20 protein-coding genes and 1 other annotated feature are annotated in these 26,447 nt (G+C 31.0%); of the genes, 1 reads left to right on the top strand and 19 read right to left on the bottom strand.

Annotated elements, in window-relative coordinates; genetic code table 11:
- Positions 1–17: 17 nt before the first annotated feature.
- The 10 genes from ispD to fusA all read right to left on the bottom strand — a co-directional run bounded on the left by ispD (position 18) and on the right by fusA (position 14,360).
- Entirely contained in the window at positions 18–1,220 is a 1,203-nt protein-coding gene (ispD, locus tag P3X86_RS12670; RefSeq protein WP_483293068.1) for a 2-C-methyl-D-erythritol 4-phosphate cytidylyltransferase, read from the bottom strand.
- A 434-nt stretch (positions 1,221–1,654) separates the two neighbouring features.
- On the bottom strand, positions 1,655–3,082 hold the full coding sequence (gene murC, locus P3X86_RS12665) for a UDP-N-acetylmuramate--L-alanine ligase (protein ID WP_483293422.1): 1,428 nt from the start codon (positions 3,080–3,082) through the stop codon (positions 1,655–1,657).
- Between the two features lie 525 nt (positions 3,083–3,607).
- Complete coding sequence (locus P3X86_RS12660; RefSeq protein WP_483293067.1) at positions 3,608–4,696, bottom strand: PIN/TRAM domain-containing protein; 1,089 nt, start codon at positions 4,694–4,696, stop codon at positions 3,608–3,610.
- A 246-nt stretch (positions 4,697–4,942) separates the two neighbouring features.
- Entirely contained in the window at positions 4,943–5,419 is a 477-nt protein-coding gene (locus P3X86_RS12655; protein WP_483293066.1) for a CarD family transcriptional regulator, read from the bottom strand.
- A gap of 192 nt (positions 5,420–5,611) precedes the next feature.
- The gene (disA, locus tag P3X86_RS12650; protein ID WP_483293065.1) at positions 5,612–6,688 is read right to left on the bottom strand and encodes a DNA integrity scanning diadenylate cyclase DisA; all 1,077 of its coding nucleotides are present in this window, start codon (positions 6,686–6,688) and stop codon (positions 5,612–5,614) included.
- A gap of 4 nt (positions 6,689–6,692) precedes the next feature.
- Entirely contained in the window at positions 6,693–8,060 is a 1,368-nt protein-coding gene (gene radA / locus P3X86_RS12645) for a DNA repair protein RadA (protein ID WP_483293064.1), read from the bottom strand.
- Positions 8,061–8,085: 25 nt separating this feature from the next.
- Entirely contained in the window at positions 8,086–10,512 is a 2,427-nt protein-coding gene (locus P3X86_RS12640) for an ATP-dependent Clp protease ATP-binding subunit (RefSeq protein WP_483293421.1), read from the bottom strand.
- Positions 10,513–10,545: 33 nt separating this feature from the next.
- Complete coding sequence (locus P3X86_RS12635; RefSeq protein WP_483293063.1) at positions 10,546–11,571, bottom strand: protein arginine kinase; 1,026 nt, start codon at positions 11,569–11,571, stop codon at positions 10,546–10,548.
- A 15-nt stretch (positions 11,572–11,586) separates the two neighbouring features.
- On the bottom strand, positions 11,587–12,102 hold the full coding sequence (locus P3X86_RS12630) for a UvrB/UvrC motif-containing protein (RefSeq protein ID WP_483293062.1): 516 nt from the start codon (positions 12,100–12,102) through the stop codon (positions 11,587–11,589).
- 188 nt (positions 12,103–12,290) lie between these two features.
- The gene (fusA, locus tag P3X86_RS12625) at positions 12,291–14,360 is read right to left on the bottom strand and encodes an elongation factor G (protein ID WP_483293061.1); all 2,070 of its coding nucleotides are present in this window, start codon (positions 14,358–14,360) and stop codon (positions 12,291–12,293) included.
- 571 nt (positions 14,361–14,931) lie between these two features.
- On the opposite strand from fusA, the gene hisC reads away from it, so the two are divergent.
- Entirely contained in the window at positions 14,932–16,035 is a 1,104-nt protein-coding gene (gene hisC, locus P3X86_RS12620) for a histidinol-phosphate transaminase (RefSeq protein WP_483293060.1), read from the top strand.
- A 75-nt stretch (positions 16,036–16,110) separates the two neighbouring features.
- Here the strand turns inward: hisC and P3X86_RS12615 are convergent, their stop codons facing one another.
- The 9 genes from P3X86_RS12615 to P3X86_RS12575 form a co-directional block, all read right to left on the bottom strand.
- The gene (locus P3X86_RS12615; RefSeq protein WP_483293059.1) at positions 16,111–16,905 is read right to left on the bottom strand and encodes a transporter substrate-binding domain-containing protein; all 795 of its coding nucleotides are present in this window, start codon (positions 16,903–16,905) and stop codon (positions 16,111–16,113) included.
- A gap of 87 nt (positions 16,906–16,992) precedes the next feature.
- Positions 16,993–17,207, bottom strand: a binding site (T-box leader).
- 288 nt (positions 17,208–17,495) lie between these two features.
- Entirely contained in the window at positions 17,496–17,954 is a 459-nt protein-coding gene (gene dut, locus P3X86_RS12610; RefSeq protein WP_483293058.1) for a dUTP diphosphatase, read from the bottom strand.
- Between the two features lie 19 nt (positions 17,955–17,973).
- Positions 17,974–20,325, bottom strand: coding sequence for a ribonucleoside-triphosphate reductase, adenosylcobalamin-dependent (nrdJ, locus tag P3X86_RS12605; RefSeq protein ID WP_483293057.1), 2,352 nt, complete (start codon positions 20,323–20,325; stop codon positions 17,974–17,976).
- A gap of 232 nt (positions 20,326–20,557) precedes the next feature.
- Complete coding sequence (locus P3X86_RS12600) at positions 20,558–21,748, bottom strand: putative glycoside hydrolase (RefSeq protein WP_483293056.1); 1,191 nt, start codon at positions 21,746–21,748, stop codon at positions 20,558–20,560.
- A 22-nt stretch (positions 21,749–21,770) separates the two neighbouring features.
- Complete coding sequence (locus P3X86_RS12595) at positions 21,771–22,286, bottom strand: thioredoxin family protein (protein WP_483293055.1); 516 nt, start codon at positions 22,284–22,286, stop codon at positions 21,771–21,773.
- Between the two features lie 165 nt (positions 22,287–22,451).
- Complete coding sequence (locus tag P3X86_RS12590; protein ID WP_483293054.1) at positions 22,452–23,126, bottom strand: copper homeostasis protein CutC; 675 nt, start codon at positions 23,124–23,126, stop codon at positions 22,452–22,454.
- Between the two features lie 256 nt (positions 23,127–23,382).
- Entirely contained in the window at positions 23,383–24,306 is a 924-nt protein-coding gene (locus tag P3X86_RS12585) for a glycosylasparaginase (RefSeq protein WP_483293053.1), read from the bottom strand.
- 196 nt (positions 24,307–24,502) lie between these two features.
- Positions 24,503–25,306, bottom strand: a complete 804-nt coding sequence (locus P3X86_RS12580; protein WP_483293052.1) for a hypothetical protein — start codon at positions 25,304–25,306, stop codon at positions 24,503–24,505.
- Between the two features lie 64 nt (positions 25,307–25,370).
- Positions 25,371–26,189 (bottom strand): hypothetical protein, encoded by an 819-nt coding sequence (locus P3X86_RS12575; protein WP_483293051.1) that lies wholly within the window; start codon positions 26,187–26,189, stop codon positions 25,371–25,373.
- Positions 26,190–26,447: the final 258 nt, after the last annotated feature.

The following is a 26,447-nucleotide window of genomic DNA, read 5'->3' as shown; positions in this document are numbered from 1 at the left end:
ATTTGTATATAACTTTTTTACAATACTTTTCTTAACATACAAATTGATTGAACAGAAATTCCTTCTTCTCTACCTTCAAATCCTAGTTTTTCTGTTGTTGTAGCCTTAATATTTATTTTATCAATATTTATGTTTAATACTTTTGCTATATTCTCTCTCATCGCATCTATGTACCCTGCTAGCTTTGGTTTTTGGGCTGATATAGTGCAATCTATATTTACTACTTCATAGACTGACCCTGTCATCAAATCATATACTCTACTTAAGAGTTTCATACTTGATATGTCTTTATATTCCCCCTCTGTATCTGGGAAATGCTTACCTATGTCTCCAAGAGCTAATGCACCAAGTATACTATCCATCAATGCATGAACTAATACATCTGCATCCGAGTGACCTAAAAGTCCTTTAGTATGTTCTATTTCGACTCCACCAAGTATAAGCTTTCTACCTTCTACTAACTTATGCACATCATAACCCATTCCTACTCTCATCTGGCATTCTTCCTTTTTCTCATAATCATCTTCATTATTTAGCACCTTCAATATATTTAAATCTCTTGGTACTGTGACTTTTATATTATTATAATCACCTATAACCATCTTTACTTTATACCCTAATTTTTCAAGCAAAAGACTATCGTCTGTGAATTCTATATCTTCTTTTAACGCCTTATTATAAGCATTCATTATTAGATTATAGTCGAAGCACTGTGGCGTTTGCGCTTTCCATAATTGTTTTCTTGGTGGAGTTTGAAGTATTTTGTCGTTTTCATCAACTGTTTTTATAGTGTCTATTACAGGAACTCCTATAACACACGCTTTATATTTAATTACTCCCATAATGCCTCTTAAAATTATTTCCTGGGACACATTTGGTCTAGCTCCATCATGTATTAACACTATATCACAATTTTTATTGACATTTTTCAAGCCTTCATGTACAGAATTATATCTTTCTTTACCACCAATTACTATTTTTTTTACTTTTTGTAGATTATATTTTTTTATTATATTTTCTTTTGTTACTTCTATATCTTCTTGCTTTAGCACTAATATTATCTCGTCTATATACTTGCATTTTTGGAACTTTTCTATTGTATACGCAAGCATAGGTTTTTTCTCAACCATCATGAATTGTTTACTCGTATTGCTTTTCATTCGTTTACCACTACCAGCTGCAACAATTATTGTTGATATACTTTTATTTTCATATGACACAAAATCACCTCTTTCTCATTAAAATTCAATTCTAGATTTTATTCTATTAAATACATTTAAACTAATTAGAATAAAGGGAGTATCCATAAGATACTCCCGATGACAGTTTCATGATTATGTATAACTCTGAAAAATAAATAATACAATATAATAACATCTAACTAATAGACCATAGAAAGCGGTAGCTTTTATATTTTACATAAGGAGTTTTTAAAAAGAAAATTCAAGTAAATATTTATCTTTTGTTTATCGCTTACTATGGCCATACTTATATTATACATTATTTTTATTATTATTTTAATGTTTATTCTTGACAACATATTTCTTAACTATAATAATAATACAAAAACAAGTTAAATAGTACAATGTAACCCATATAGTGCTATGGTACCTATTATACTTGCCTCTATATAGCAATCTAGTTTTATCCATTATTATATTCTTTTTTTTAACTTATTAACGATTTTACGAGATATTTTATATGATTCGCCAGCACCAAAAACAATAATTATATCTCCATTTTTAACTTCTTTGACTATTTTATTGCATATTTCGTCATAATCTTGTATATATTCTGCTCTCTCTGTATTGATTTGGTCTGCCATCTGTTCTAAATTAATAGGATCAAAACTTTTATTCACTTCTCTTCCTAAAAAAGGTTTAGAAATAATGACTCTATCTGCTTTTGATAGTGCTGCTATAAACTCGTCAAAAAACAACTTGATTCTTGAAATTTGATGAGGCTCAAATATTGCAAAAACTTTTTTGCCTGGATAACTATTTTTCATTGTATCTATTGTTAATGCAACAGCTGTAGGATGATGGGCAAAATCATCGTAAACTTTAATATCATTAATACTATCTATTAAGTCTAATCTTCTGCCTATTCCTTTAAAATCTTTAAATGATTCCTTTATCACATCTATATTAACACCAAGCTCTAGAGAAGCAATAAATACTCCTAAAGAGTTTTCGATATTATGCTTGCCTATTAATCCTAACTCTATTTCGTACTCCTTATCTTTATTTATTATTTTATAAGTTGTACTTTCAGGATTAGCTAGGCCTAATACGACTTTATATTCGTTAGCAAAAGGAAACTCAACTTTATTATTTATATAATATCCTATTACTTTTACCCCTCTATCTTTTATCCAATCTTCTAGTTCAAATAATATTTCTTTAAGAGCAATACTTTCTTCATTGACTATTAGTATTTTAGGCCCTCTAAGTTTTTTTATGAATTTTTTAAAGGAATCCTTAATTTCATTAAGGTCTTTAAAAAACTCTGGGTGATCCATTTCAACATTGTTGATTATTGCTATAGAAGAAGTATAATTTAGAAAGTTGTTATTGTATTCATCTGCTTCACAAACAAAATAATCTGACCTGCCTATTCTATATCCTCCTCCCCATTTCTTAAAAGTTGTTCCCGCTTCAACAATTGGATCTAACCCTGCATTTTCTAATACTAGACCCATCAAAATTGTAGTCGTTGATTTTCCATGTGTACCAGCAATAGAGATAACGAATCTTCCATCTTGGATATATGTAGCTAAAAACTCTTGCCATGTCATTAAAATTTCTTTTTCTTTTGCTTTTATTATCTCTGGATGATTGGGCGAAACTTCTAAAACAGCAGGTGATACAGCTAAAATTTCAACATCGTCTATATGATTTGCGTCGTGATCTTCTAAAACCTCTATATTGTTTTCTATAAGCATATCACTATAATAACCTGATACTTTAAAGTCACATCCTGATACATCAAAACCCATATTCTTTGCTATAATTGCTACTGGTGCAGCCCCGCTACCGCATATGCCCATAAAATGCACTTTGGTTTTTTTCAATATTTCCACTCCTATTTTATAAAAAATTATTATCTTATTAATCAAATCTGCTCTTTATTTTCTTTAAATCTATAAATGTGTAACACATATATATCATACTACAATTGTCTCGAAAGTAAAAATTGAAATAGTGTCTATTTAAATTATCTCCTTAATATTTCATGACTAGTCGTGAAAATTTTAGTAACGTAGTTATTTGCTATTTTAAGCACAACCTCAAATTGTTATAAAATGAGTAATTTCCAAGGAATAAAAAATCTTGAGGATAAGAGCTGTTTCTTTAAATCGCTCCTGCTCACTTTCGTTCCCATGAGTAAGTGATTCACAAGAAATCATAGATTTCTGTTCTCTACTCATGACTAGTCGTGAAAATTTTAATAACGCGGTGTTTCGCCATTTTGGTACTTTTATTTTGATTGTTTCAAAATGAGTAGATAACAAGGAATTAAAAAAAACCAAGGATAGGAGCGTACTAACGTACGTGACTAGTCTTGGTTTTATTTAATGACGTAGTTATTTGCCATTTTGGGACAATCAAACAGCTTTGTCTACCATGTATTTGGGCTTAGCAAATATCATTCTTCCTGCTGCTGTTTGAAGCACACTTGTTACCATAACGCCTATTGTCTCTCCAATATGCTTTCTTCCACTGTCAACGACTATCATTGTTCCATCATCAAGATAAGCAACTCCTTGTCCTGATTCTTTTCCGTCTTTGACAACCATTACCACCATCTCTTCTCCTGGTAATACTACTGGTTTAACTGCATTTGCGAGTTCATTTATATTTAAAACATCTACTCCATGGAATTCTGCAACTTTGTTTAGATTAAAATCATTTGTTACTACTTTACCATTTAGTACTTGTGCTAGTTTTAATAGTTTACTATCTACTTCTGCTATATCTTCAAAGTCCTTAGAATCTATTATAACCTCTATATCTATTTCTTTTTGTATTTTGTTTAGTATATCTAACCCTCTTCTTCCCCTTATTCTTTTCAATGAATCTGAGGAATCTGCTATATGTCTTAGTTCTTCTAGCACAAACTCTGGAATAACTAGCGGTCCTTCTATAAAACCTGTTTCACATATATCAGAAATTCTACCATCTATTATTACGCTTGTATCTAAAACCTTAGGCTTAACTACTATACTTTCAGTATTATTCTTAGTTTTACCCTGACTTCTCTTGAAATAATTTGCTAAATTTTTAAAATCATCTCTTTTTTTAGTTGGTACACTCATGCCTAAATATCCAAGTAAGATATATAGTATTATTGACAATGCTTCTCCTACATAAGGTATATTTATTACTGGTGTGCTTAGTAAATATGCTATTACTAGTCCGACTATTAATCCTATTGATCCCAATATTATATCTGAAGCTGGTACTTTTTGCAGTTCACCTTCAGCTTTATTAACAATATTATTAAACAATTTCATAATTATTGATGATGATAAAAATAATATAAGTCCTCCTAATAATCCTGCTCCAATATATATAAGATAATTATTATTCTGCATAAAATTAATTTCAAATACACTCTTTAGTAGTGTTACAACTGCTAACCCTAATGTTACACCTAGTAACGTCAATACTGTTCTTATTACTTTATTGACCATTACTTCAATCACCTCCTATATTTTATATTTTATTTATTCCCAAAGTATTATAATCTTATAACATATAATCTACTTTTTTTAACTAATTGTCAACTATTTCAATTTTCTTGTAATCAAATCTTAATATTTTTTGGGAATTATAGAAAGTTTTGATGCTATCCACAAAGTTCTTAGCTAATTATTTCACCTCTACATAAAGATTATGAATAATATAAAAAACACTACAAAATTAGCGCCTTATAGACGCTATTGTATCATTTTTTCAATCATTTCTTCTGTTTCAAATTCATCTATGTTTTTTGCTAAAACAATTTCGCTTATTAACATTTGCTTTGCATTATTAAGCATCTTTCTTTCTCCAGTTGATAACCCTTTTTCTCTATCTCTTATAATTAGATTTCTGACAACACTTGCTATTTCATAAATGTCTCCACTTTTGATCTTATCCATGTTTGCTCTATATCTTCTGTTCCAATTTTGTGTCATCTTTGATTCATTATCTGATAAAACTGCTAATACTTGTTCTACTTCCTCATTATTAATTATCTCTCTTATTCCAATATCTTCAACACTATCTATGGGTACCATTACTTTCATATCTCCCATAGGCATTTTCATAATGTAATATTTCCTCTTTTTGCCTAGTATTTCCTTTTCTTCTATGCCTACAATAATTCCAGCCCCATGCATAGGGTAAACTATCTTATCACCAATATTAAACATGGCATAACCTCCATTCAAATGAAAACACTCATTTCATATATTATACAGCATGGTAATTAAATTGTCAAATTAGTATTTTACCATATATCGCATTTATTTGTCAAATTGTTTTTTTGTTTCATTGGATTTTATTTTTATTTTGCTCCTTTGACTTTTTGTATTATTCCATTGTCACTAGCTAATTTTACTATTCTACATATGACGATCAAATATTGACTGCTCCTGAAATCTTCTCAAGCCATCCTTTATCATCTTAGCTCTTACTTCTCCTATTCCATCAACTTCATCTAATTCTGATATTGATGATGTCAATATTTTTTGCAATGATTTGAATTCGTTTATTACATTTGTCAATACACTACTTGGCAATCTTGGTATTTTGCTTAATATTCTATACCCTTTTGGTGATGTAGTTTCATCTAATGATCTGAGTCCATCTGTGTATCCTAATATTTTGGCTATATTTGATAAATCTAGTAATTCTTCCGATGTCAACTTTCTAATTTTATCTTTTATATTATTAGCACTTATGTCCTCCTCTTTGTAATAGTCTTTAATTACATTCATACCATCTTCCAAAACTCCATTTGTAAGTTCTTCCATCTGCATATTCAATAGTCTACCTTCATTGCCTAACTCGAAAATGTATTTTTCTATCTCAAAAACTATTCTCATTACCATTTCTGTTCTTTGAAGAACTTTTGTAACATCATAAACTGTAACTAGATCTTCAAACTCCAATGCACTTAGATTGTTCATAGACTGGTTTAGTGTCGCTTTATACTTCTCTAGTGTTTGTATTGCTTGGTTTGCTTTTATTAACACCTTACTAACATCATTAAGCACAAACTTTGAATTATCTTTGTATAGTGTGATTATACTCCTTCTCTGGGATATAGATATAACTAGTTCCCCTGTTTGCTTTGCAACTTTTTCTGCAATCCTGTGTCTTATTCCTGTTTCGACTGAACTTATTTCAGGAAGTGGTGTTAACTGCGCATTGGCATATATGATTTTCTTTGCATCACTACTTAAAACTATTGCTCCATCCATCTTTGCTAGCTCGTAAAGCTGTGCGGGTGTCATTTCACAATTAATATTAAACCCACCCTTCACTACTTCTATTATCTCTTTCTTATCACTTACTACAATTAATGCTCCTGTTTTTGCTTTTAAAATATTCTCTAATCCTTCTCTGAGCATAGTTCCCGGTGATAGCATTTTTATACAATCATATATTTCACCGTATTTTTCTTCGTTAAAAGTCATATATCTAATACCCTCCAAAAACTATTTCAACTGCCTGTCTAATAGTTGATACTCCTATTACCTCAATATCTTTTATAGATTCTAATCCTTTGGTATTTGCTCCCGGAACAACGGCTCTTTTGAATCCTAGCTTACTTGCTTCCGACAATCTTTTTTCTATCATACTTACCGCTCTTATTTCTCCTGTTAAACCTACTTCACCTATTACCACTGTATCTGTCTTAATAGGTTTATCTCTAAAGCTAGATATAACAGCACATATTACGCCTAAATCTGTCGCCGTTTCTTTTATTTGTATCCCACCTGTTATATTAACATATATATCCATATTTTGCATCTGCATTCCTACTTTTTTTTCTAATACAGCCATTAGCAAGACCACTCTATTATAGTCTATGCCAGTAGCAACTCTTCTAGGCATACCAAATACCGTCTGACTAACTAACGCCTGTAATTCAAGTAATACAGGCCTTGTACCTTCTATACAAGGCACTACTATTGTACCTGCTGCATCTACTGCTCTACCTTGAAGTAATATCTCTGAAGGATTTTTTATCTCTGATAAGCCCGTACCTACCATTTCAAACATTCCTAGTTCATTTGTTGAGCCAAATCTATTTTTGACCGCTCTTAACATTCTATATGTATTATGTCTATCTCCTTCAAAATAAAGTACCGTATCAACCATATGTTCTAATACACGTGGACCTGCTATTGCACCTGACTTTGTAACATGTCCAACAATAAAAGTTGCTATATCTCCATGTTTTGATATTTTCATTAACTGGGCTGTAACTTCTCTAACTTGACTTACACTTCCAGGAGCAGATGATATATCTGGACTATATACTGTTTGGATTGAATCTATTATTATTATATTGGGTTTTAATTTATTTATTATGTTATCTACTATTGTAATATTATTTTCGGCAAGAATATATAGGTTCTGGGTATTAATATTTAATCTATCAGCTCTTATTTTAATTTGTTTATCGGATTCTTCTCCTGTTACGTATAAAACACTCTTATTATTTGAGGCTATATTATTTGCCATTTGTAATAACAATGTTGATTTTCCAATACCAGGATCACCACCAACTAAGATTAGTGACCCTGATACTATTCCTCCGCCTAACACTCTATCTAATTCATCAATATTGCTTGAGAGTCTATCTTCATCTTTTGTATCAATGTCAACCAATTGCTGTGGCTTTCTATTTCCATCTTTTACTCCTGTTTCGTATCCTCTATTTTTTTCTACTAGTTCTTCTACTATTGTATTCCATTCATTACAGGAAGGACATCGTCCCATCCACTTTGCTGTTACATAGCCACATTCTTGACATACAAATTTCCTTTTTATTTTCCCCACTTTAATCTCTCCTAGATTTTTTATGTTATTTGGCTATAAATTTTAACTTTCCACCTTCATAGTCTATCATTATATCATCATTCTTTTCAATATCTCCCCTTAATATTTTTTCTGATAATTCATCTTCTATTAGCTTTCTGACTGATCTTTTTAATGGTCTTGCCCCGTATATCGGATTAAATCCTTCTTTAGCTATATGTTTCATTGCTGAAGGAGTTACCTCAATTTTTAGACCTAGATCATGAAGTCTTTTTTGCAAATCTTTTATCATTAATTCGACTATTTCACTTATATGATCTTCGTTCAATGAATGAAACACTATGACTTCATCTAAACGGTTTATAAACTCAGGCCTAAATGTTCTACGCAATTCTTCCATTACATTTTCCTTCATTTTTTCGTATTCGTTCTTCTGCGCTTCCTTTTCATCATCTCCTATGAATCCAAGTGTTTTTTGTTTTTTGATAGTACTAGCTCCAACGTTTGAAGTCATTATTATAACTGTATTTTTAAAATCTACTATTCTTCCTTTTGAATCTGTTAATCTACCATCATCCAATATCTGCAATAAAATATTAAATACGTCTGGATGAGCTTTCTCTATTTCATCAAATAGTATAACACTATACGGTTTTCTTCTAACTTTTTCAGTCAATTGCCCTGCTTCATCATAACCAACATAACCTGGTGGCGAGCCTACTAATTTAGAAACCGAATGCTTTTCCATATACTCTGACATATCTATTCTTATCATTGCATCATCATCACCAAACAAGCTCTCTGCTAGTGCTTTTGTTAGCTCTGTTTTTCCAACACCTGTAGGTCCTAAAAATATAAATGACCCTATTGGTTTTGTTGGATCTTTTAAACCAACTCTTGCTCTTCTTACTGCCCTAGCTACTTCTTCAACAGCTTGACTTTGACCTATAACCCTTAGATGTAATGTCTCTTCTAGGTTTAATAATCTCTCTGATTCTTCCTCAGTCAATTTGACAACTGGTATACCAGTCCAGCTAGACACTACATGTGCTATATCATCATATTCAACTATTAATGCTTTTGACTGTTTATTACTCTTCCATTTAGATTTCTGTAAATCAATTTCACCTTTCATACTTTTTTCTTTATCTCTTAGCTCCGCTGCTTTTTCAAAGTTTTGGCACCTAACTGCTGCTTCTTTTTCTGAGAGCAATTCATTAAGTTTCTCTTCTAATTCTTTTAATTTTGGCGGTGTTGTTATTGATTTTATTTTTATTCTTGATGCAGCTTCATCTATTAGGTCTATTGCCTTATCTGGTAAAAATCTATCTGCTATATATCTATGCGATAACTCAGCAGCTGCTTTTATCGCTTCATCACTTATTTTCACTGTATGATGTGCCTCATATTTATCCCGTAGACCTTCTAATATCTTTATTGTGTCTTCAACGCTTGGTTCATTGACCATTATAGGCTGTAGTCTTCTTTCTAACGCCGAATCCTTTTCTATATACTTTCTATATTCATCTAACGTGGTAGCCCCTATTGCCTGAAGCTCTCCTCTTGCTAATGCAGGCTTTAATATGTTTGAAGCATCTATTGAGCCTTCTCCTCCTCCTGCTCCTATAATCATATGTATTTCGTCTATAAACAATATCACATCCTTAGCTTCTTTGATTTCCTGCATAGCTTTTTTTAGTCTTTCTTCAAACTCTCCTCTGTATTTAGTTCCGGCAATAATTGAAGGTAAGTCTAATGTAATTACTCTTTTGTTTAATAGTATTTCTGGAACTATTCCGTCTACTATCTCTTGTGCCAACCCTTCTGCTATTGCTGTTTTTCCTACTCCTGGTTCTCCTATTAAGCAAGGGTTGTTCTTAGTCCTTCTACTTAAAACTTGTATTATTCTCTCAATTTCTTTTGCTCTTCCTATAACAGGGTCAAGTTTTCCATCTTTTGCCAATTCATTTAAGTCGCTACCGTATTTATCTAGGGTTGGTGTTTTCTGTTTTGGGTTAGAATTTTTATTTATATTACTATAAGGATTATTTAGCATTTGCATTATTTCTTGTCTAACTTTATTTAGATCTATTTCAAGTGATTTTAATAATGCACCCGCTACTCCTTCTCCTTCTCTTATCAGTCCTAGTAGTAAATGCTCTGTGCCAACATAATTATGGCCTAGTGTTTTAGCCTCTATAAAGCTCATTTCAAAAACTTTTTTTACTCTAGGAGTAAATCCCAAAATGTCACTAGGTGCTTCTCCAAAACCAATCCTCTCTTTTACTTCTTGTCTTATTTTTTCTATGTCAACTCCTAGATTATCCAGAACTTTTGCCGCTAATCCTTCATTTTCTCTAAGTAATCCTAATAGTAAATGTTCTGTACCCACATAATTATGTCTCATTTCTTTTGCTTCATCCTGAGATAAAATTATAGCTTTTTGAGCTCTTTCTGTAAATCTACCAAACAATCCCACGTTCTTTCCTCCTATTCTAAAACATATTTATGTATTAAGCTCTCTTCTCAGCAACTCTGCTCTTTTTATGCTTATTTCATGCTGGTTTAAATTTGAGTAATTGTTTTTTTGTATCATGGATGGTTGAACCCATATCATAAGCTTGTTTATTGTATAATAATCTAGGTCTTTTATTAAACCCATAGCACATCCCATCCTTATATCTGAGAGCAACTTCATTGCGTCATTAATTCCTACTATCCTTGCATTTTTTAATATTCCTAGTGCTCTAAATACCTTATCTTCTACTGCTATCCTTCCTTTACTTAGTATCATTTCTCTAGATATTCTTTCCTTTGACAATATTTGCAATACAGTGTTTTTAATCATTCTAATGATTTCTTCTTCTGTCTCTCCTAATGTAATTTGGTTTGATATTTGAAATATATTTCCTAATATATCTGTACCTTCTCCATATAACCCTCTTATTGTCACTCCTATTTGAGAAACAGCCTGTAATATCTTGTTTATTTGTTTTGTCAGCACTAAACACGGCAAATGCACCATTGCTGACACTCTAATTCCTGTTCCTACATTTGTTGGACATGATGTTAAATATCCCAAATTTTCATCGTATGCATAATCAAGCTTTCTTTCAAATATGTCATCTATTTCATTACATATTTTCCATGCCTCTAAAAGATTAAACCCCGGTAATATAACCTGTAATCTAATGTGATCCTCTTCGTTTATCATAACCACTTTCTTTTCATCTCTTGATATTGCAAATGCACTCCTAGCACTATTATCAACTAATCCTTTACTAATCAAGTGCTCTTCTACATATGCATTTTTTTGTATGTCTGACATACTCTTGAGCACGTGAAAACCATATCCATTTAGTAATCCTTTTTCTCCACCTATGATATCCTTTATTTTGTTTATTATTTCAGTTGAAGTATCACCTTTAAGCCTATGCGGAAAATTGTAATCTTTTAGATTTCTAGCAAGCCTAATCCTACTACTTATTACTACATCTTTGTCACTACCACTCCCTTTTAGCCATTTACTCATTGAAACACCTCTTTCTTATTTCTCTTGTAGCTTATTAGCTAATTCTTTTATTCTGTCTCTAAGTATAACTGCTTCTTCAAAGGCTTCTTTTTCAATTGCCTCTTGAAGTTCTTCTTTTAATTTCTTAATTTTTTTCTCTATCTTTATTTTATCACTAGATTTAGTGGGTAATTTCCCTATATGTTTATCGTGTCCATGTAATCTTTTGTATAGTGAATGTAGTTTTTCACTAAAAACATTATAGCAATCTGGACACCCAAATCTACCAATTTCTCTAAATTGTTCATAACTCGTTCCACAATTATTACACAATAATATAGCATTATTTTTTTTTAACTTATCTTCTATTGTATTGTCTACTAAATTCGTCAAAAACTGATTAAACATAAATGGATCGTCACTAAAATGTGCTTCTAAGTATTTATTTTTCTTTGCACATTCTTCACACAGATGTAGCTCTATTTTTCGCCCATTTATAATATTGGTAAGATGTATAGTCGCTACTTTTTCTTTACACTCGTTACACAACATTTTTACACCCACTCTCTATTATTAGCCTTAATTATTTATAGCAAATCAACAAAATATTTCAGATTTCAATATCTTATATATTATACCCACTCTTATGTAATTTTAATTATATAAATAACAAAGGAGAAGCCTTATACTTTCTCCAATTAAAAAGGGGCACTCTTATCTTCGAGTTACCCCTTTGTTGTTTATTCTTTTTCAGCTTTAGCTTCTTCAATTATCTTGTCACTTAACATCGCTGGAACTTCATCATATCTTTCAAACTCCATTGTAAAGCTTCCTCTTGCTTGTGTCATAGATTTTAAATCAATTGTATATTTAAACATCTCTGACATTGGAGCTTCAGCTGATACTAACTGTCTACCATTACTTAATTGTTCCATTCCTAGTATTCTACCTCTTCTCTTATTCATATCACCCATTATGTCGCCCATATAGTCATCTGGAATGGTTATACTCACCTTCATTATTGGTTCTAGTAGTATAGGCTTTGCTTTTTCCATACCTTTTTTGAACGCTATACTAGCTGCCATTCTAAATGCCATTTCGTTAGAGTCTACTGGATGATAAGAACCATCGTATAAAGTAGCTTTTATATTCACTACTGGATATCCAGCTAATGCACCTTTTTTAATACAATCTTTCAGTCCCTTTTCTACTGCAGGAATATAGTTCTTTGGAACTGAGCCCCCAAATATTTTTTCTACAAACTCAAATTCCTCTTTTGATGGTTCGAATTTTATGTAAACATCACCATATTGTCCAGCACCACCAGATTGTTTTTTATGTTTACCTTGAACATCTGACTTACCCTTGATTGTTTCTCTATATGCAATCTTAGGATCTTGTAGTGTAATTGATACTCCAAAGATATCTTTTAATTTAGCTTTTATTACATCTATATGCTTGTTCCCTTGACCGCCCAATAATAATTCTTTAGTCTCTTTATCTCTGTTTGCTGTAAATGTCGAATCTTCATCTTGTAACTTATGAAGTGCAGGTCCCATCTTATCCTCATCTACCTTGCTTACAGGATAAGCAGCCATAAAGAGTGTAGGCTTAGGGAATTTTATACTATCATATCTTATAGGTGCATCTTTCGCGCAAAGTGTATCTCCTGTACTTGTGTTGTTAAGTTTTGCTACAGCTCCTATGTCCCCAGCTGATATTTTTGCCATCTCTAGCTGTTCTTTACCTCTCATTGCAAATACGGTTCCCATTTTTTCTTTTTCATCTTTATTTGAATTTAATACTTCATCGTCTTTTTTAACTTCTCCTGATTTAACTTTAAACAATGAAATTTGACCTACATATGGGTCTGCTATTGTTTTAAATACAAATGCTGAAAAAGGTTGTTTTGGATCTATATTTCTTTCTTCCTCTTCTTCTGTATCAGGATTAACTCCAATACATTTTCCTTCGTCAAGCGGTGATGGCATATATTCAAATATAAGATTTAAAAGCTCATTCATACCTATTCCTTTATCACATGATCCACATAATATCGGAACTAGCTTTCCACCTAGAACTCCTTCTCTGAGGCCTTTATGTATCTCCTCTAATGTGAATTCCTCTCCTTCAAAATATTTCTCTAGAAGCTCATCATTGCTTTCAGCCACTGATTCTATTAGCATCTCTCTAAAAGGGCCTATTTGATCCATCATATTCTCAGGCACATCTTCTAAAGTTGATGTTTTGCCATTAAATATTTTTGCTTTCATATCTGCTATATTAACTAATCCTTTGAAGTCATTTGCTGAGCCCACTGGCATTTGGAATGGTACTACTGATTTGCCGAATTTATCTCTTAGCTCATTGATAAGTTTGTCAATGTTTACGTTGTCCTTATCCATCTTATTGATGAATAGTATAGTTGGTAAGTTTCTATCTCTTGTGTATTTCCATGATTTTTCTGTACCTACTTCAATACCTGCTGAAGCATCAACTACTATAACAGCACCCATCACTACTTTTAAGGCACTATAAACTTCTCCCACAAAATCAAAATATCCTGGTGTATCCAAAACATTGAATTTGTGGTCTTCCCATTCTATAGGTATCAAGGATGTACTAATTGAAACCTGTCTATTTTTTTCTTGTTTAGTATAATCAGAAATAGTGGTTCCTTCCTCTACTTTTCCCATTCGCTTAAGCTTACCTATGGAAAATAACAATGCTTCTGTTAGTGTTGTTTTTCCGCTTCCTCCGTGTCCTAATAAAGCAACATTTCTTATTTTGTCAGCACCATAATTCTTCATTAATAATTCCCCCTCAATATGCATTATCCCCGATAATCCATATCTCCAATAATATATTGTATAATTGTCAATCAGAAACTTTTTGTAATTTGTATATTTTCCTAATCCAAAAACACTCTATAGTATCTTGTTTCTATGAATAATCCGGGATTATAAGTTGGTACATCCTTTTCATGTTTTAACGCTTTAGAACAAAAATTAATATTGAATTTAGATATGGAAATTAAAACTTATCCCCAAATTATAAGCTTAATTTCCTAAACTAAAATATGTTGATTTTTTTATTTGATTACTAATATAATTCTATAATAATAAGCAAATTCCTTTTTTTATTCGTCTCTTTTTATTCTTTTTATATTCCATATTATCTATTTTTTGTTTATTTTTAATAAAAAGCCACAAATTTCTATGTTATTTTTTGGGGAACTGAAAACTTTATATTTTGCTAATTATTAAATTTTCTTCATGTTAATTTTTACTATCAATCTAATGATTTTATGTTACAATATTAGTAGTTGAGTTTTATTTTATATGGTTTGTTACATTTAATATATTAAAGGAGGTTCTTAAAATGCCTGTATCTTTCAGAAAAGAAATAAAAGATTTGGTTGCTTATAAACCAGGAAAACCTATAGAGGATGTAAAAAGAGAGTATGGATTATCTGATGTAATCAAATTAGCTTCTAACGAAAACCCTCTAGGTGCTTCTCCTAAAGTAAAGGAAGCTATGTTAAAAGTAATGGAGGAATTTTCTTTATATCCTGATGGTAACTGTACTGAACTAAAAGAAGCTATTAGTAAAAAATATAATGTTAAGCCTTCCGAAGTTTTACCTAGTGCAGGGTCAGATGAAATGGTTGATATGATAGCTAAAACTTTTATTAATCATGGTGATGAAATAATAATGGCAGATATAACTTTCCCAAGATACATGGATACTGCTAGAATAATGGGTGGTACTCCTGTACTCGTTCCTTTAAAAAACTGGACATATGACCTTGAAGGTATGTTAGCTAAAATAACTGATAAGACAAAGATAATTTGGCTTTGCAATCCTAACAACCCTACTGGTACTATGTTTAGTGAGAAAGCTTTATTAGATTTTTTAAAGCAAGTTCCTGAGAATATTTTAGTAATATATGACGAAGCATACAATGAATTTGTTACTAGGGATGATTACCCTAAAGATAGTGTTCAATTATTAAAAGACTATCCTAATGTACTTATACTTAAGACTTTTTCAAAAATGTATGGTCTTGCATCTTTAAGGGTGGGATATACTATAGCTAGCGAAGAAATTATATCTAATATAAATAAGGTAAGATGCCCATTTGATGTAAATAGATTTGCACAAGCTGCTGCTATTGCTGCTTTAGAAGATCAAGATTTTGTTAAGAAATGTTATGATCTTAATAAGCGTGGTAAGGAGTATTTATATAGCGAATTCGAAAAGCTAGGCTATGAATACATACCATCTGAGACTAATCATATCATGGCTAATGTAGAAAAAAACTCTGGCGAAGTTTTCCTAGAGCTACAAAAGCGTGGTGTTATAATCAGACCTATGATGTCTACATGGATAAGAGTTTCTATTGGAACTATGCCACAAAATGAGACGTTTATTGAGAAGCTGAAAGAAGTTTTAGCTCCCTTAGGCGGTTGTGAAAATAAATAGGATTATATATATTTGATTAAAAAACAACCTATTTCGTTGCAATAATATTATAGGTTGTTTTTTATATGAAATTATTTACTTTTCATCAGCTATTTTAGTATACTTCACTACAAATTCATTTATCTTATCATCCTCTTTTAGCTTCTCTAATGTATCGTTTATCACTTTTAATAACTCTTTATTCCCTTTATTTATAGCTATGGCCGACCCATTATTATCTGTTTTTACTTCAACCTCTGCTATACATAAATTAGGATTCTTTTTTACATATGATTTTGCTACCGGTTCTCCAACTATTACTGCATCTACTTTACCATTTAATAATTCCATAACTACATTAGATAGCTTCCCTAAAGATTTTATATTTTCCTTATCTGTAATTTTAAATGCTATTTCTTCTTGAATGCTTCCTTTCTGAACGCATATAGTTCTGTTTTTTACATCTTCTATTGTCTTAATATTATCTATATCTTTATTATTTATTATCAAACATTGTTTAGACGTATAGTATATTTTAGAAAAATCTACATTTTTCTTTCTCTCATCTGTTGGCGTCATTCCAGCAACTATGATATCTATTTTATCTGCTTTCATAGCTCCTAGTAACCCTCCGAAATCCATATCCTTTATTTCAAGTTTGACTCCTAATTCATCTGCTATTGCTTTAGCTATCTCAATATCAAATCCTATTATCTCATCTTTACCATTTATTTCTTTATGGAATTCATAAGGTGGAAACGAAGCACTTGTTCCTAATACTAGCTTCCCTTTTTCTTTTATTTCATCAATTTTCGATATTTCTTTTTTATTACATCCAATAGCACCAATTGCAATCATTATTATTATAAGTAAAATTGTTAACTTTTTCATAAGTATTCACTCCTATTTGTTTTCTATTTTACAGATTATTAATTTTACCTCCTTTCAGTTTTGTTGTATAAAAAAAGCGCCTCTATCATAAGAGACGCTTTTACACGCGTTACCACTCTTGTTAAAGTCATACTGACTTTCACTCATTTTTTTAACGATATCAACCGTATTTCCCTACTCACCTGAGCTTTGAGGAAATATCTTCATAGACTCTCTTCGCTATAATTATGATACTAGACTTACACCATGCTCTAGCTCGCTACAACAATCAATATAACTACTCTTCTAATCACTAGATTTTTGAATATTAAATTATTATAATAATAATTTCAGACAGCAGACAAAACCCAACTTCTTCGTTATTGCTCAAATTTCCGTTGCTCACTTATCTCTAAATAAGCTCAGCCACTCAATTTTAGCACGCCTTGAATTTGTGCTTTTACTACAGTCTGCAGATAGATGACTTCGTCATCTACCTAAGATTATTATTTATTATAATAATCTATTCTCTAGTAGTCAATATAATCGCTTTATTTTTGTATTTTTTACAAACGTATATGAATATTTATAACAACTCATTCACATAAGAATTACTCTCCCGTACTACCCATGCCGCCTTTTCTTTCTTCGTCTGAGTTACCATTGTCAGCTGGCAAAAACTGAATAAATATTCCTTGTGCTATTCTTTCATCTTCTTCTATTGTAACTTCATTATTAGATATGTTTATCAGACATATACCTATATTACCGTCGTTACCTATATTGCTATAGTAATCTTGATCTATGATGCCTGTTCCATTAGCTAATACTAACCCTTTTTTTATTCCAATTGAACTTCGCACATATATTTTTAATACTTCGCCTTCTTTCATATATGCTTTTATATCAGTCCATACTACTTTTTTTTCATTTGGCTTTAATGTAAAAGTCTCTGTACTATAAAAGTCATATCCAGCCGAAGTTTTACTACCTCTTTTAGGTAAAGCAACTTCTTTATTTATATGTTTTCTGTGTTCTTTTTCTACTATTTCAAAACCTCTATTTCTCATAGTTAATCTCCTTTTACTTTTATCTTATAGGACATATTCCACTTTCACAACCATCGTTTCCTATATCGAATTCCATCTCATATTTTTCATACTTTCTAATCAATGATGGTATAAACTGTTTCATTTCACTAACTCTTTTTTGGTATTCTTTTTCTGTTATTGATTCATACGGTAATAATTTGTAAAAGCTATCATCTAGAGGTAGGAATGACACCGCTACTACGTCGTCCCAATTTTGCCATAACCATTCTTCTACTCCATCCCACTCATTATCTCTTACATGAATAGTTATCGAACAGTTATGATCAACATAGTTATTCATAAACAACTTGTAGTTTTCTAATTGTTGTATAGCTGAAACATCGTACTTGGTCTTTCCAATTGGTGCTTTTACAGGAAACTCTACTACCTTTGTTGTGCAATTTTCTAGTGTCTGACCAACCTCAGGATGAACTGGCCAATTTAACTCCTCGCACACTTTAACTAAAGGATCTGAGCTATTAATTCTTACTCTTCTTATATAATAAGGTGCATGTGAATAATGAACACCACTTGATACTGTTGGAAGTTGACTTAATGTTCCCTCTGGCTTTACTGTAGTGACTAATAGTGGTTCATTGCCTCCAATCTCATCAGCGTATAGTTTTGCTTGCCCATTAGCAATATCTCTTAATAGCTTTAATACTTCTGCTTGTTTCTCTATAGTCATATTAGTAGCATTCACCATATCTTGCCATCCAGTTAATGAACACCCTAATAACTTATCTCTTTGCTGCACGCTATTCCATTTTGGGATTTCTAATTCTACACATGTCATCCTATAACCAGCTCTTACCGAAAGCTTTTGTGCTTCTAATAATCCGTCTAAATCTAGTGTATTATCTTCTTTTACAAATGAAAATACATTAATTGTGGTTAAATTACAAACACCTTTAGAATCAAGTAATATCTCTCCGCAAGGATTAACTCCATTCATATTTTCTCTTCTTTTAGATCCTGCTACTTCATTTACAAAACCTGGTTCTCCTGAATATCTCATCTTTTCAAGCATCCAATGTAGCTTTTCTCTAGTTGGTTTTTCTTTATAGTATATTGAGTTATTGCTCATCTGCCTATGGGCTATCTCATGATCTATAGACCACTGACCGTCTATTTGTTTGTAAAGGTTAGATTTTGCATCAATACATTCTTTATCTTCTGCATCTATTAGAGCTATTTCTGCAGTTCTTCTTACTCCACCAACTACAACATTTTCTCCTATTATATTTGCTATATCTAAACAATCTATTGGCTTTAATTTGACTCTAACACCGTCGCTAATTAAGCCTCTTTTCTTTATTACTTTATCTATCTTTGTGAACATATTTTTTAAGCTAGAGTGTCCACTTGCTGTACCTCCAAAAGTTTTTAATCTCTCTCCCTTTGGTCTTACATGATTGTAGTTAATGATAACTGTTTTTATGTTTCTATACTCGTTGCTATAAAGCATCTTAAAGAAGAAGTCTAACGACTGTACCCATCCTTCTTTACTATCTCCTATTGTAATCTTTACTGAATTATTAAAATAGAACTGCAAGCTTGTGCTATCCTCCCTTGCATTCTTATTTATAGGAGAGTAATCCATATGAATTAACTCATAATCATTTCTAACCTTTGGCAATTTTTCTATGTCGCTGTTTAGCACTCTTACTCCTACGCCTGCGCCTACCATTAATAAATAAAATAAATCTCTAAAAGATTCAAACTCTTCTATTACTTGAAAAGCACAATTATAATTTGCCATAGGGTAATTCTTAGCAACTTTTGTATTTCCAACCCAAAAAGTCCTACCTGATAAAAATTGCCTCATATTATATATGTTATCGTATAATTTCTCTGCCTCTTTTTTAGTAGTAGGAACTAAGCTACAATTATATTCTACTGCTCTTCTTACTGTTTCCCACCAATATTCTCTTCTTTTTTTGTCTGGTAACCATCTAGAATATGTTCTATAGTATACAAAACTTCCTAATTGCTTCATAGGTGAAGGGCTATGCTTATATTTACTAATAAATTCGTCTGTCAAAAGCCTATCTTCTTGCTTTTTGACATTGTTTCTGAGTTTATTCTGTTCTTCTCTATAAATTATGTATCTTTTAGCTACATCTTTTCTTGCGCTTTCCATTAGTAATTCCTCTACTATGTCTTGTATTTCTTCAACGCTTATAACATCTTTTCTATTTATTTTCTTTTTTATAGTATTAGTTATATTGTTGCTTAACTCATTATCAATTCCCTGCTTTGTCTCTGTCATAGCTTTTTCTATTGCATTAACTATTTTAAAATCATAAAAATCAACTAAGTCACCATTTCTTTTTACAACTTTTACCATTCTTAACCCTCCATATCATAACATCTAATTATAATTGCACTTAAATACTCTCTATTGCATAAACACTATATATAGTATTTATATTCACTATATATAGTATGTATGACTTAATGATACTCAATATATTGTACCATCATATCACTACAATGTCAAAGTGCAATTTTATTTTAAGCATAAATAAAGCAGAATAAGCATGACCCTACTCTGCTTTATCAACATTATATTTTTTGTTTTACTGCACAGGTTGAAATGCATCTATAGTATATTTATTACTTGGGTTCCAAAAAATCCATTCATCTATTCCTGCATCTTTAGTAGCTTTTATTTGAGCTATTATCTGTGGTTTTTTATATGGTATCCAGTTAGCACCATAGTCTCTTTTTAACCAAGTTGCAGAAAAGTCTTGAAGCCAAGGTCTTAATATAGCCCTATCTGATATATTTAATTTATTAATTCTGCCCTTTGCTCTTGTCATTGCATTATAAATTATAGGATATGGATTTGTATCTGGATATTTAACTCCATATGATCCTTTAGCATAATGAGATGGATATATCATAGGGCAAAGAATATGTGTTGACGCTGATAATCTTTCTAGATTTTGACCTATTCCAGAATCTCTATTATTATTGATTATATCTCCAAATATATCTGCAGAAACATATGCTCCTAGTGATTCTATTTCTGCTTTTGCCTTAGTCAAAAATCCTGATATAGCATCAGCTTTAGTTGTTGTTTTTTCAGCTTCTCCATAGTTTATATTAGCTTTACCACTTCCAGTCGGGAATCTAACATAATCAAACTGAATTTCGTCAAAGCCGTTTAATGCAGCATCTTTAGCAATGCTTATCGGATAATCCCATGATTCTTTATTAAATGGATTAAGCCATATATTTCCTTTATTATCTTTCCATACTCTCCCGCTTTTAGATTTTATAGCTAGATCAGGTCTTTTGCTCCCCATATTTGTATCCTTAAATGTAACTATCCTAGCAATCAAATAAACATTATTTTGTTTTAAAGTTTCTATTCGGTCATAGAAATCTTTTATTTTTATTCTCTTATCTAGACCATTATCTCTAACAATTTGTACATCTGGTCTATATGATAATAATCCATAATCGTCTTTTATATCTATTACTAATGTGTTTATCTCAGTACTCTTAACTATTCCAAGCAATCTATTAAAACTCTTTATATTAGCAATACTATTTGCTGTAGCATAAATACCTTTTACTTTAATTTTTTGTTTATAAGATTCCCAATTAACTTGGGGTTGAACTAAGTAATCACACTTTATATCTCCTATAATTTTATCATTATAGTTATCATTTTGCTTCGCATAGCTATTAACACATAAACTACAAATTATTAAACTAAACAGTATTATGAATCTTGCTAAAGCCGTTGTTTTTTTTCTCATCAATTTGCCACCTCTTGTCATGTTATTTTGTAAGTGATTTTGTAGTTATTATATCCAAGATATCCACAAGTGTATCCTGAGTGTATTCTCCTTTTCTATACTTTCTTTTTGTAACAATTATATTTGGTTGATTTCCACTCATAATAACATCGTCTATAACTTTAGGATGCTCTATCAACCTTCCTAATTCATTAAAATCTTCATCGTATACGATAAACGTTGGTATTCTTACTTTTATACTGTCGCCAATAAAAAATTCTTCATTGCCTTCTCTTCCAACTATAGATAACTGAACATTCGGGTTAATCTCTCTCATTTTTTCTATAACAGGGACATTAATCATACAATCTAGACACCAAATTTCAGCGCATATTAGTATTTTTATCTTTGAATTCAAATTTTTGATTTGTTCCACTAAATGCTGTTCAAAACTTATATTATCAAATATTTGCAATGTTTTATCTTTATATACATATGTATCTTGGTTAACAAAATCGTCAAATGACATACCACTATTATACAAGTTATATATATCCATAATATACCCCCATTTATAATTCAAAATTATGCTAATTGCTATTTATTTTATTATAATAGTTATATTATAATAAATTGTTGATAATTAAATTATAATATATATAATATCAAGATACAACCTGTATTTAACTTGTTTTAGACTAGTTAAACTCTCCTATGTATACAATTAATGTAAAGATTGCACTATTTTCTTCATTAGCTTTGGACTGACAGCTTTATTCATTGATTTGTCATACCTAAGAGCTGTACCAAAATGGAAACTTGATGTATTTACATTATATTTTATTTGCTCAATATTTTCAAAATTTAGTCCACCACCTACTAATATATCTATATTTTCTGCTTCTTTTATTATTTTATTTATTGTTTTTAAATTTTCATGCACTTTTTTTATTCCACCTGAAGTTAATATAGTCGTTATTTGAGGAAATTTATTTAATAGTTTCGCAGATTTTATTATATCTTTAGTATGTTCTATTGCTTTATGAAATGTTACATCTAAACCATCACAATTGCTTAATAGTTTCTCCAAATAATCTGTATTTATCATATTTAAATCATTGAGAACACCTAATACAACTCCATTAGCTCCAAGCTCTCTTGCTATTTCTATATCTCTCTTCATTAAGGTTATTTCTTTAAATGTATAATTAAAGCTATTGCTGTGTGGTCTTATCATCACATTAACAGGAATATCAACAGCTTTAACTACAGCTTCTATTAAACCATAACTCGGTGTTAATCCTCCTTCACTTAATGCGCTCACAAGCTCTATACGATCTCCACCATATTCCTCTATAATCTTTGCATCTTCTACTGTTAGAGCTATCACTTCTATCATAATATCACTCCATTTATTAAATTTATCTTTATTAATTGCACTTTCATAGTTTTAATACCATAACTTTAAATAATTTTAAAGTTCCCAATATTCTATAAAGTAATGCATAAATAAAAATATGTTTTTTACTTTATTTTATCATACATAAAAGCTGACTTTTAATTATAGTCAGCTTTTATACATATTTATTGCACTCACATAAACTGTATATTTACTATATTTGGTTTAAACACTTCCCTACTCTATTTTAAAAGCATTATAATATCTCTGTTTTTACACGTCTTGCATAGTCCTCTAGCCATTCTTTTGTTGCTTTTTTATAGATTGTTTTACCATCTACATTGTTTGCTACATAAACTGAAGGCTTTTGATCTCTAGTTGCAGCTACAAACGAAAACTCTACGTTAGTTCCTACTCCCCATTCTCCATTCTTATTCATACAAACAATAGAAGCTGCTCTAGCTTGTCCTCTCTTTTTTATCATTTTTCTATCATAATCATGTATTACTTTATCTACAGCTTCTTGTGGTGACATTCCTAGTTCCATTAATGATACTACTTGATATGACATACAGCATTTCATTATATCTTCACCTAAACCTGTAGACGTTGCTCCTCCTATATCACTATCAGCATAAAACCCTGATCCAACTAACGGTGAATCACCTACCCTTCCTCTCTTTTTCATAAATAAGCCACTAGTTGATGTTCCTACACAAATTTTACTATTCATATCTAATGTAACTACTCCAACTGTATCGTGCCCGTCATACGCTACTAGATTATTTGTTGCTTTAATTTCTTCCAATTTATCCATCCAGAATTCTTTAGCTTGATTTGTAAGCAGGTTTTTTTTAGTAAATCCATGCTCTAAAGCATACTCCTGTGCACCTTTCCCTACAAGAATATTGTTGAATTTTTCTTTGCTCAATTCTTTAGCTATAGCAATAGGATTTTTTATGCCTTTTATGCTAGCTACTGCTCCTATATCAAATGTATCACCGTCCATATATCCAGCATCAAGTTCTACTTCCCCATGTTCGTTTGGCAATCCTCCATATCCTACTGATTTATAGTAAGGATAATTTTCTACAGCTTTTATAATATCTACTATGGCCTCTGATGCACTATCTCCCCTAGCTAGTAATTCACTCCCTAACTGAACTCCTTCTAATGCCATTCTCCAAGTTGCTATAATCCCCCAGTTTATTTTAATCTCCTCCTAATTTTTCATATTTTAATTTTATCCATCATAATCATCATATTACCACTAACTAGTTAGTAAATCAATTATGAATAAAAACAAAAAATTAGGGATATTTTAAAACACCCCTTAGAAGCTTACATATACACTGGCACAACTATTTATCATAATATTAAGCCAATACAAATACTTTTTGAATATAATTAGTCTTATAATTAAATCTCATATTGATTTCATCGTAAAATAGTTGTCTAGAATTATTTCGTTGTTCATTACTAGCATCTAAAAAAGCTTTTCCTGGTTTTATAAAATAATACCTGCAAAATTGATATACTGCTATACGTTGGTTACTCTTTTGAGCCCCAAAGCTAACTGTATCTTTAATATCTGCTTTTTTTATTATCTTAATAGTTGTATTAAAAGCTCTACTCAAAGAATTTGATAGTTGATAAACTATTGAATCTACAGTTCCATATACATTTACTTTTGCTCCTACCGTATATGATAGTTTCTTGGCGTCTGTTTTATTTACACCTTGTTTATATGAAATATTTCTATTTGCAGAATTACCTGCATTTAATTTGTCAAAGTCTTTTATCAATTTCCAGTTTCCTCTTGAATGAATTTTGCAATCTTTCAAATAAGCATAGCTTCCTTTTTTAAAAAACAAGGTTAGAGCTCTAGCTCCTGATTCAATATTAGTTAAAGCTATGCTATTGCTTACCTTATTGTGATATTTTCCATTACTATCAATATAACCAGCATAATTGCCTATTTCATCTGATTTTATTTTGAAAGTGCTATTTTTTATTTTACCCTTTGCTATTATATCAACAGGTATAAAATTTATTATTTCTCCCATTAAACTTTTTTGTGAATCGATACTTACTGGAAATCCACTCTTATACCAACCTTTGTTGATTTTAGGAAACGGGTCCATCGAAAGGACACTACTCGCATTAAAATAATAATTCATGTTAACCTCCTTTACCAAACACTATTACTTATTGAATCATTCATGCTCATCATAATAAATTTCTTTATGGTTCTAAAACAAATACTTTTTGGAAGTGATTTGTTTTATAATCAAAAGTTTTATTTACAGCATAAGCAAATGCAAAAGAGCTAGTTTGGTCTTTTGCTATTTTATCTCTTAACGCTGGCCCTGGTTCTACATAGAAATTTCTGTAGAATTGATATGCCCCTATTCGCTGTTCTTTATCTTGCGCTTGGAAATTAACAGTATCTGATACTGTAAATTCTTCAGATATACTAATACTTGTGCCAAACGTAGCGGTCAAAGAAGCTGATAATTCACCTGTCATACCTGAATACGAACCTCCTACTTTTGCCCCAACAGTAAAAGCAAGTGACTGAGTGTCGGTTTGATTTACTCCATGAGTATACGAAATAGTTTTGCTAGCAGTAGATCCTGGATCTATACCTCCAAAATCACTTAATAAAACCCATTTTCCTCTACCATGAACTTTACACCCATCTATAAGAGGGTCCATTCCTTTTTTAACAAAAATTGTAGCTATGCGGAGTCCTGGATAAATACTCCCTTTAAATATTTCACCTGATGCAACATCATGATACACATTATTTACGTCTACATATCCATCGTATTTGTATGCCTCAGGTATTAAAACACCATAAGATACATTATCTTTCGACACTTTAGCTATAATATCAATAGGAACAAAATCTATAGTATCTCCACTTAAACCACTACTTTCAGCTTGTATACTGTCTGGGAGCCCTCCTGCAAACCAGTCTGGATTTATTGGTGGAAATGGATCAATAGAATTGTCTATCATAAAATGTTGATAACACACACCTCTATTATGAATATACATTGTATAAACTCTCCTTTATTGTATTTTTGTATATATTATGCAATGGCCTTATAAGCATAAAATATTTAACAATAAATTAATTACAGTATGTTGTCAATACATTGTATGTACAACTTTGTAATCTTGCTACTCATAATGAGCCTTCAGTAATAACTGTATAGTTAAAAATTACTGCCAATCCTAAATAGCACTATCACAAAAATGACCCTAACTCTTTCGAATTAGGGTCATTTTTATTGCTGTATTATTAATTATTAC

The sequence above is a fragment of the Abyssisolibacter sp. ZYX002 genome (assembly GCF_056892235.1).
Note: the sequence above shows the minus strand (reverse complement) of the source record. Positions and strands in the feature narration are given on the sequence as shown.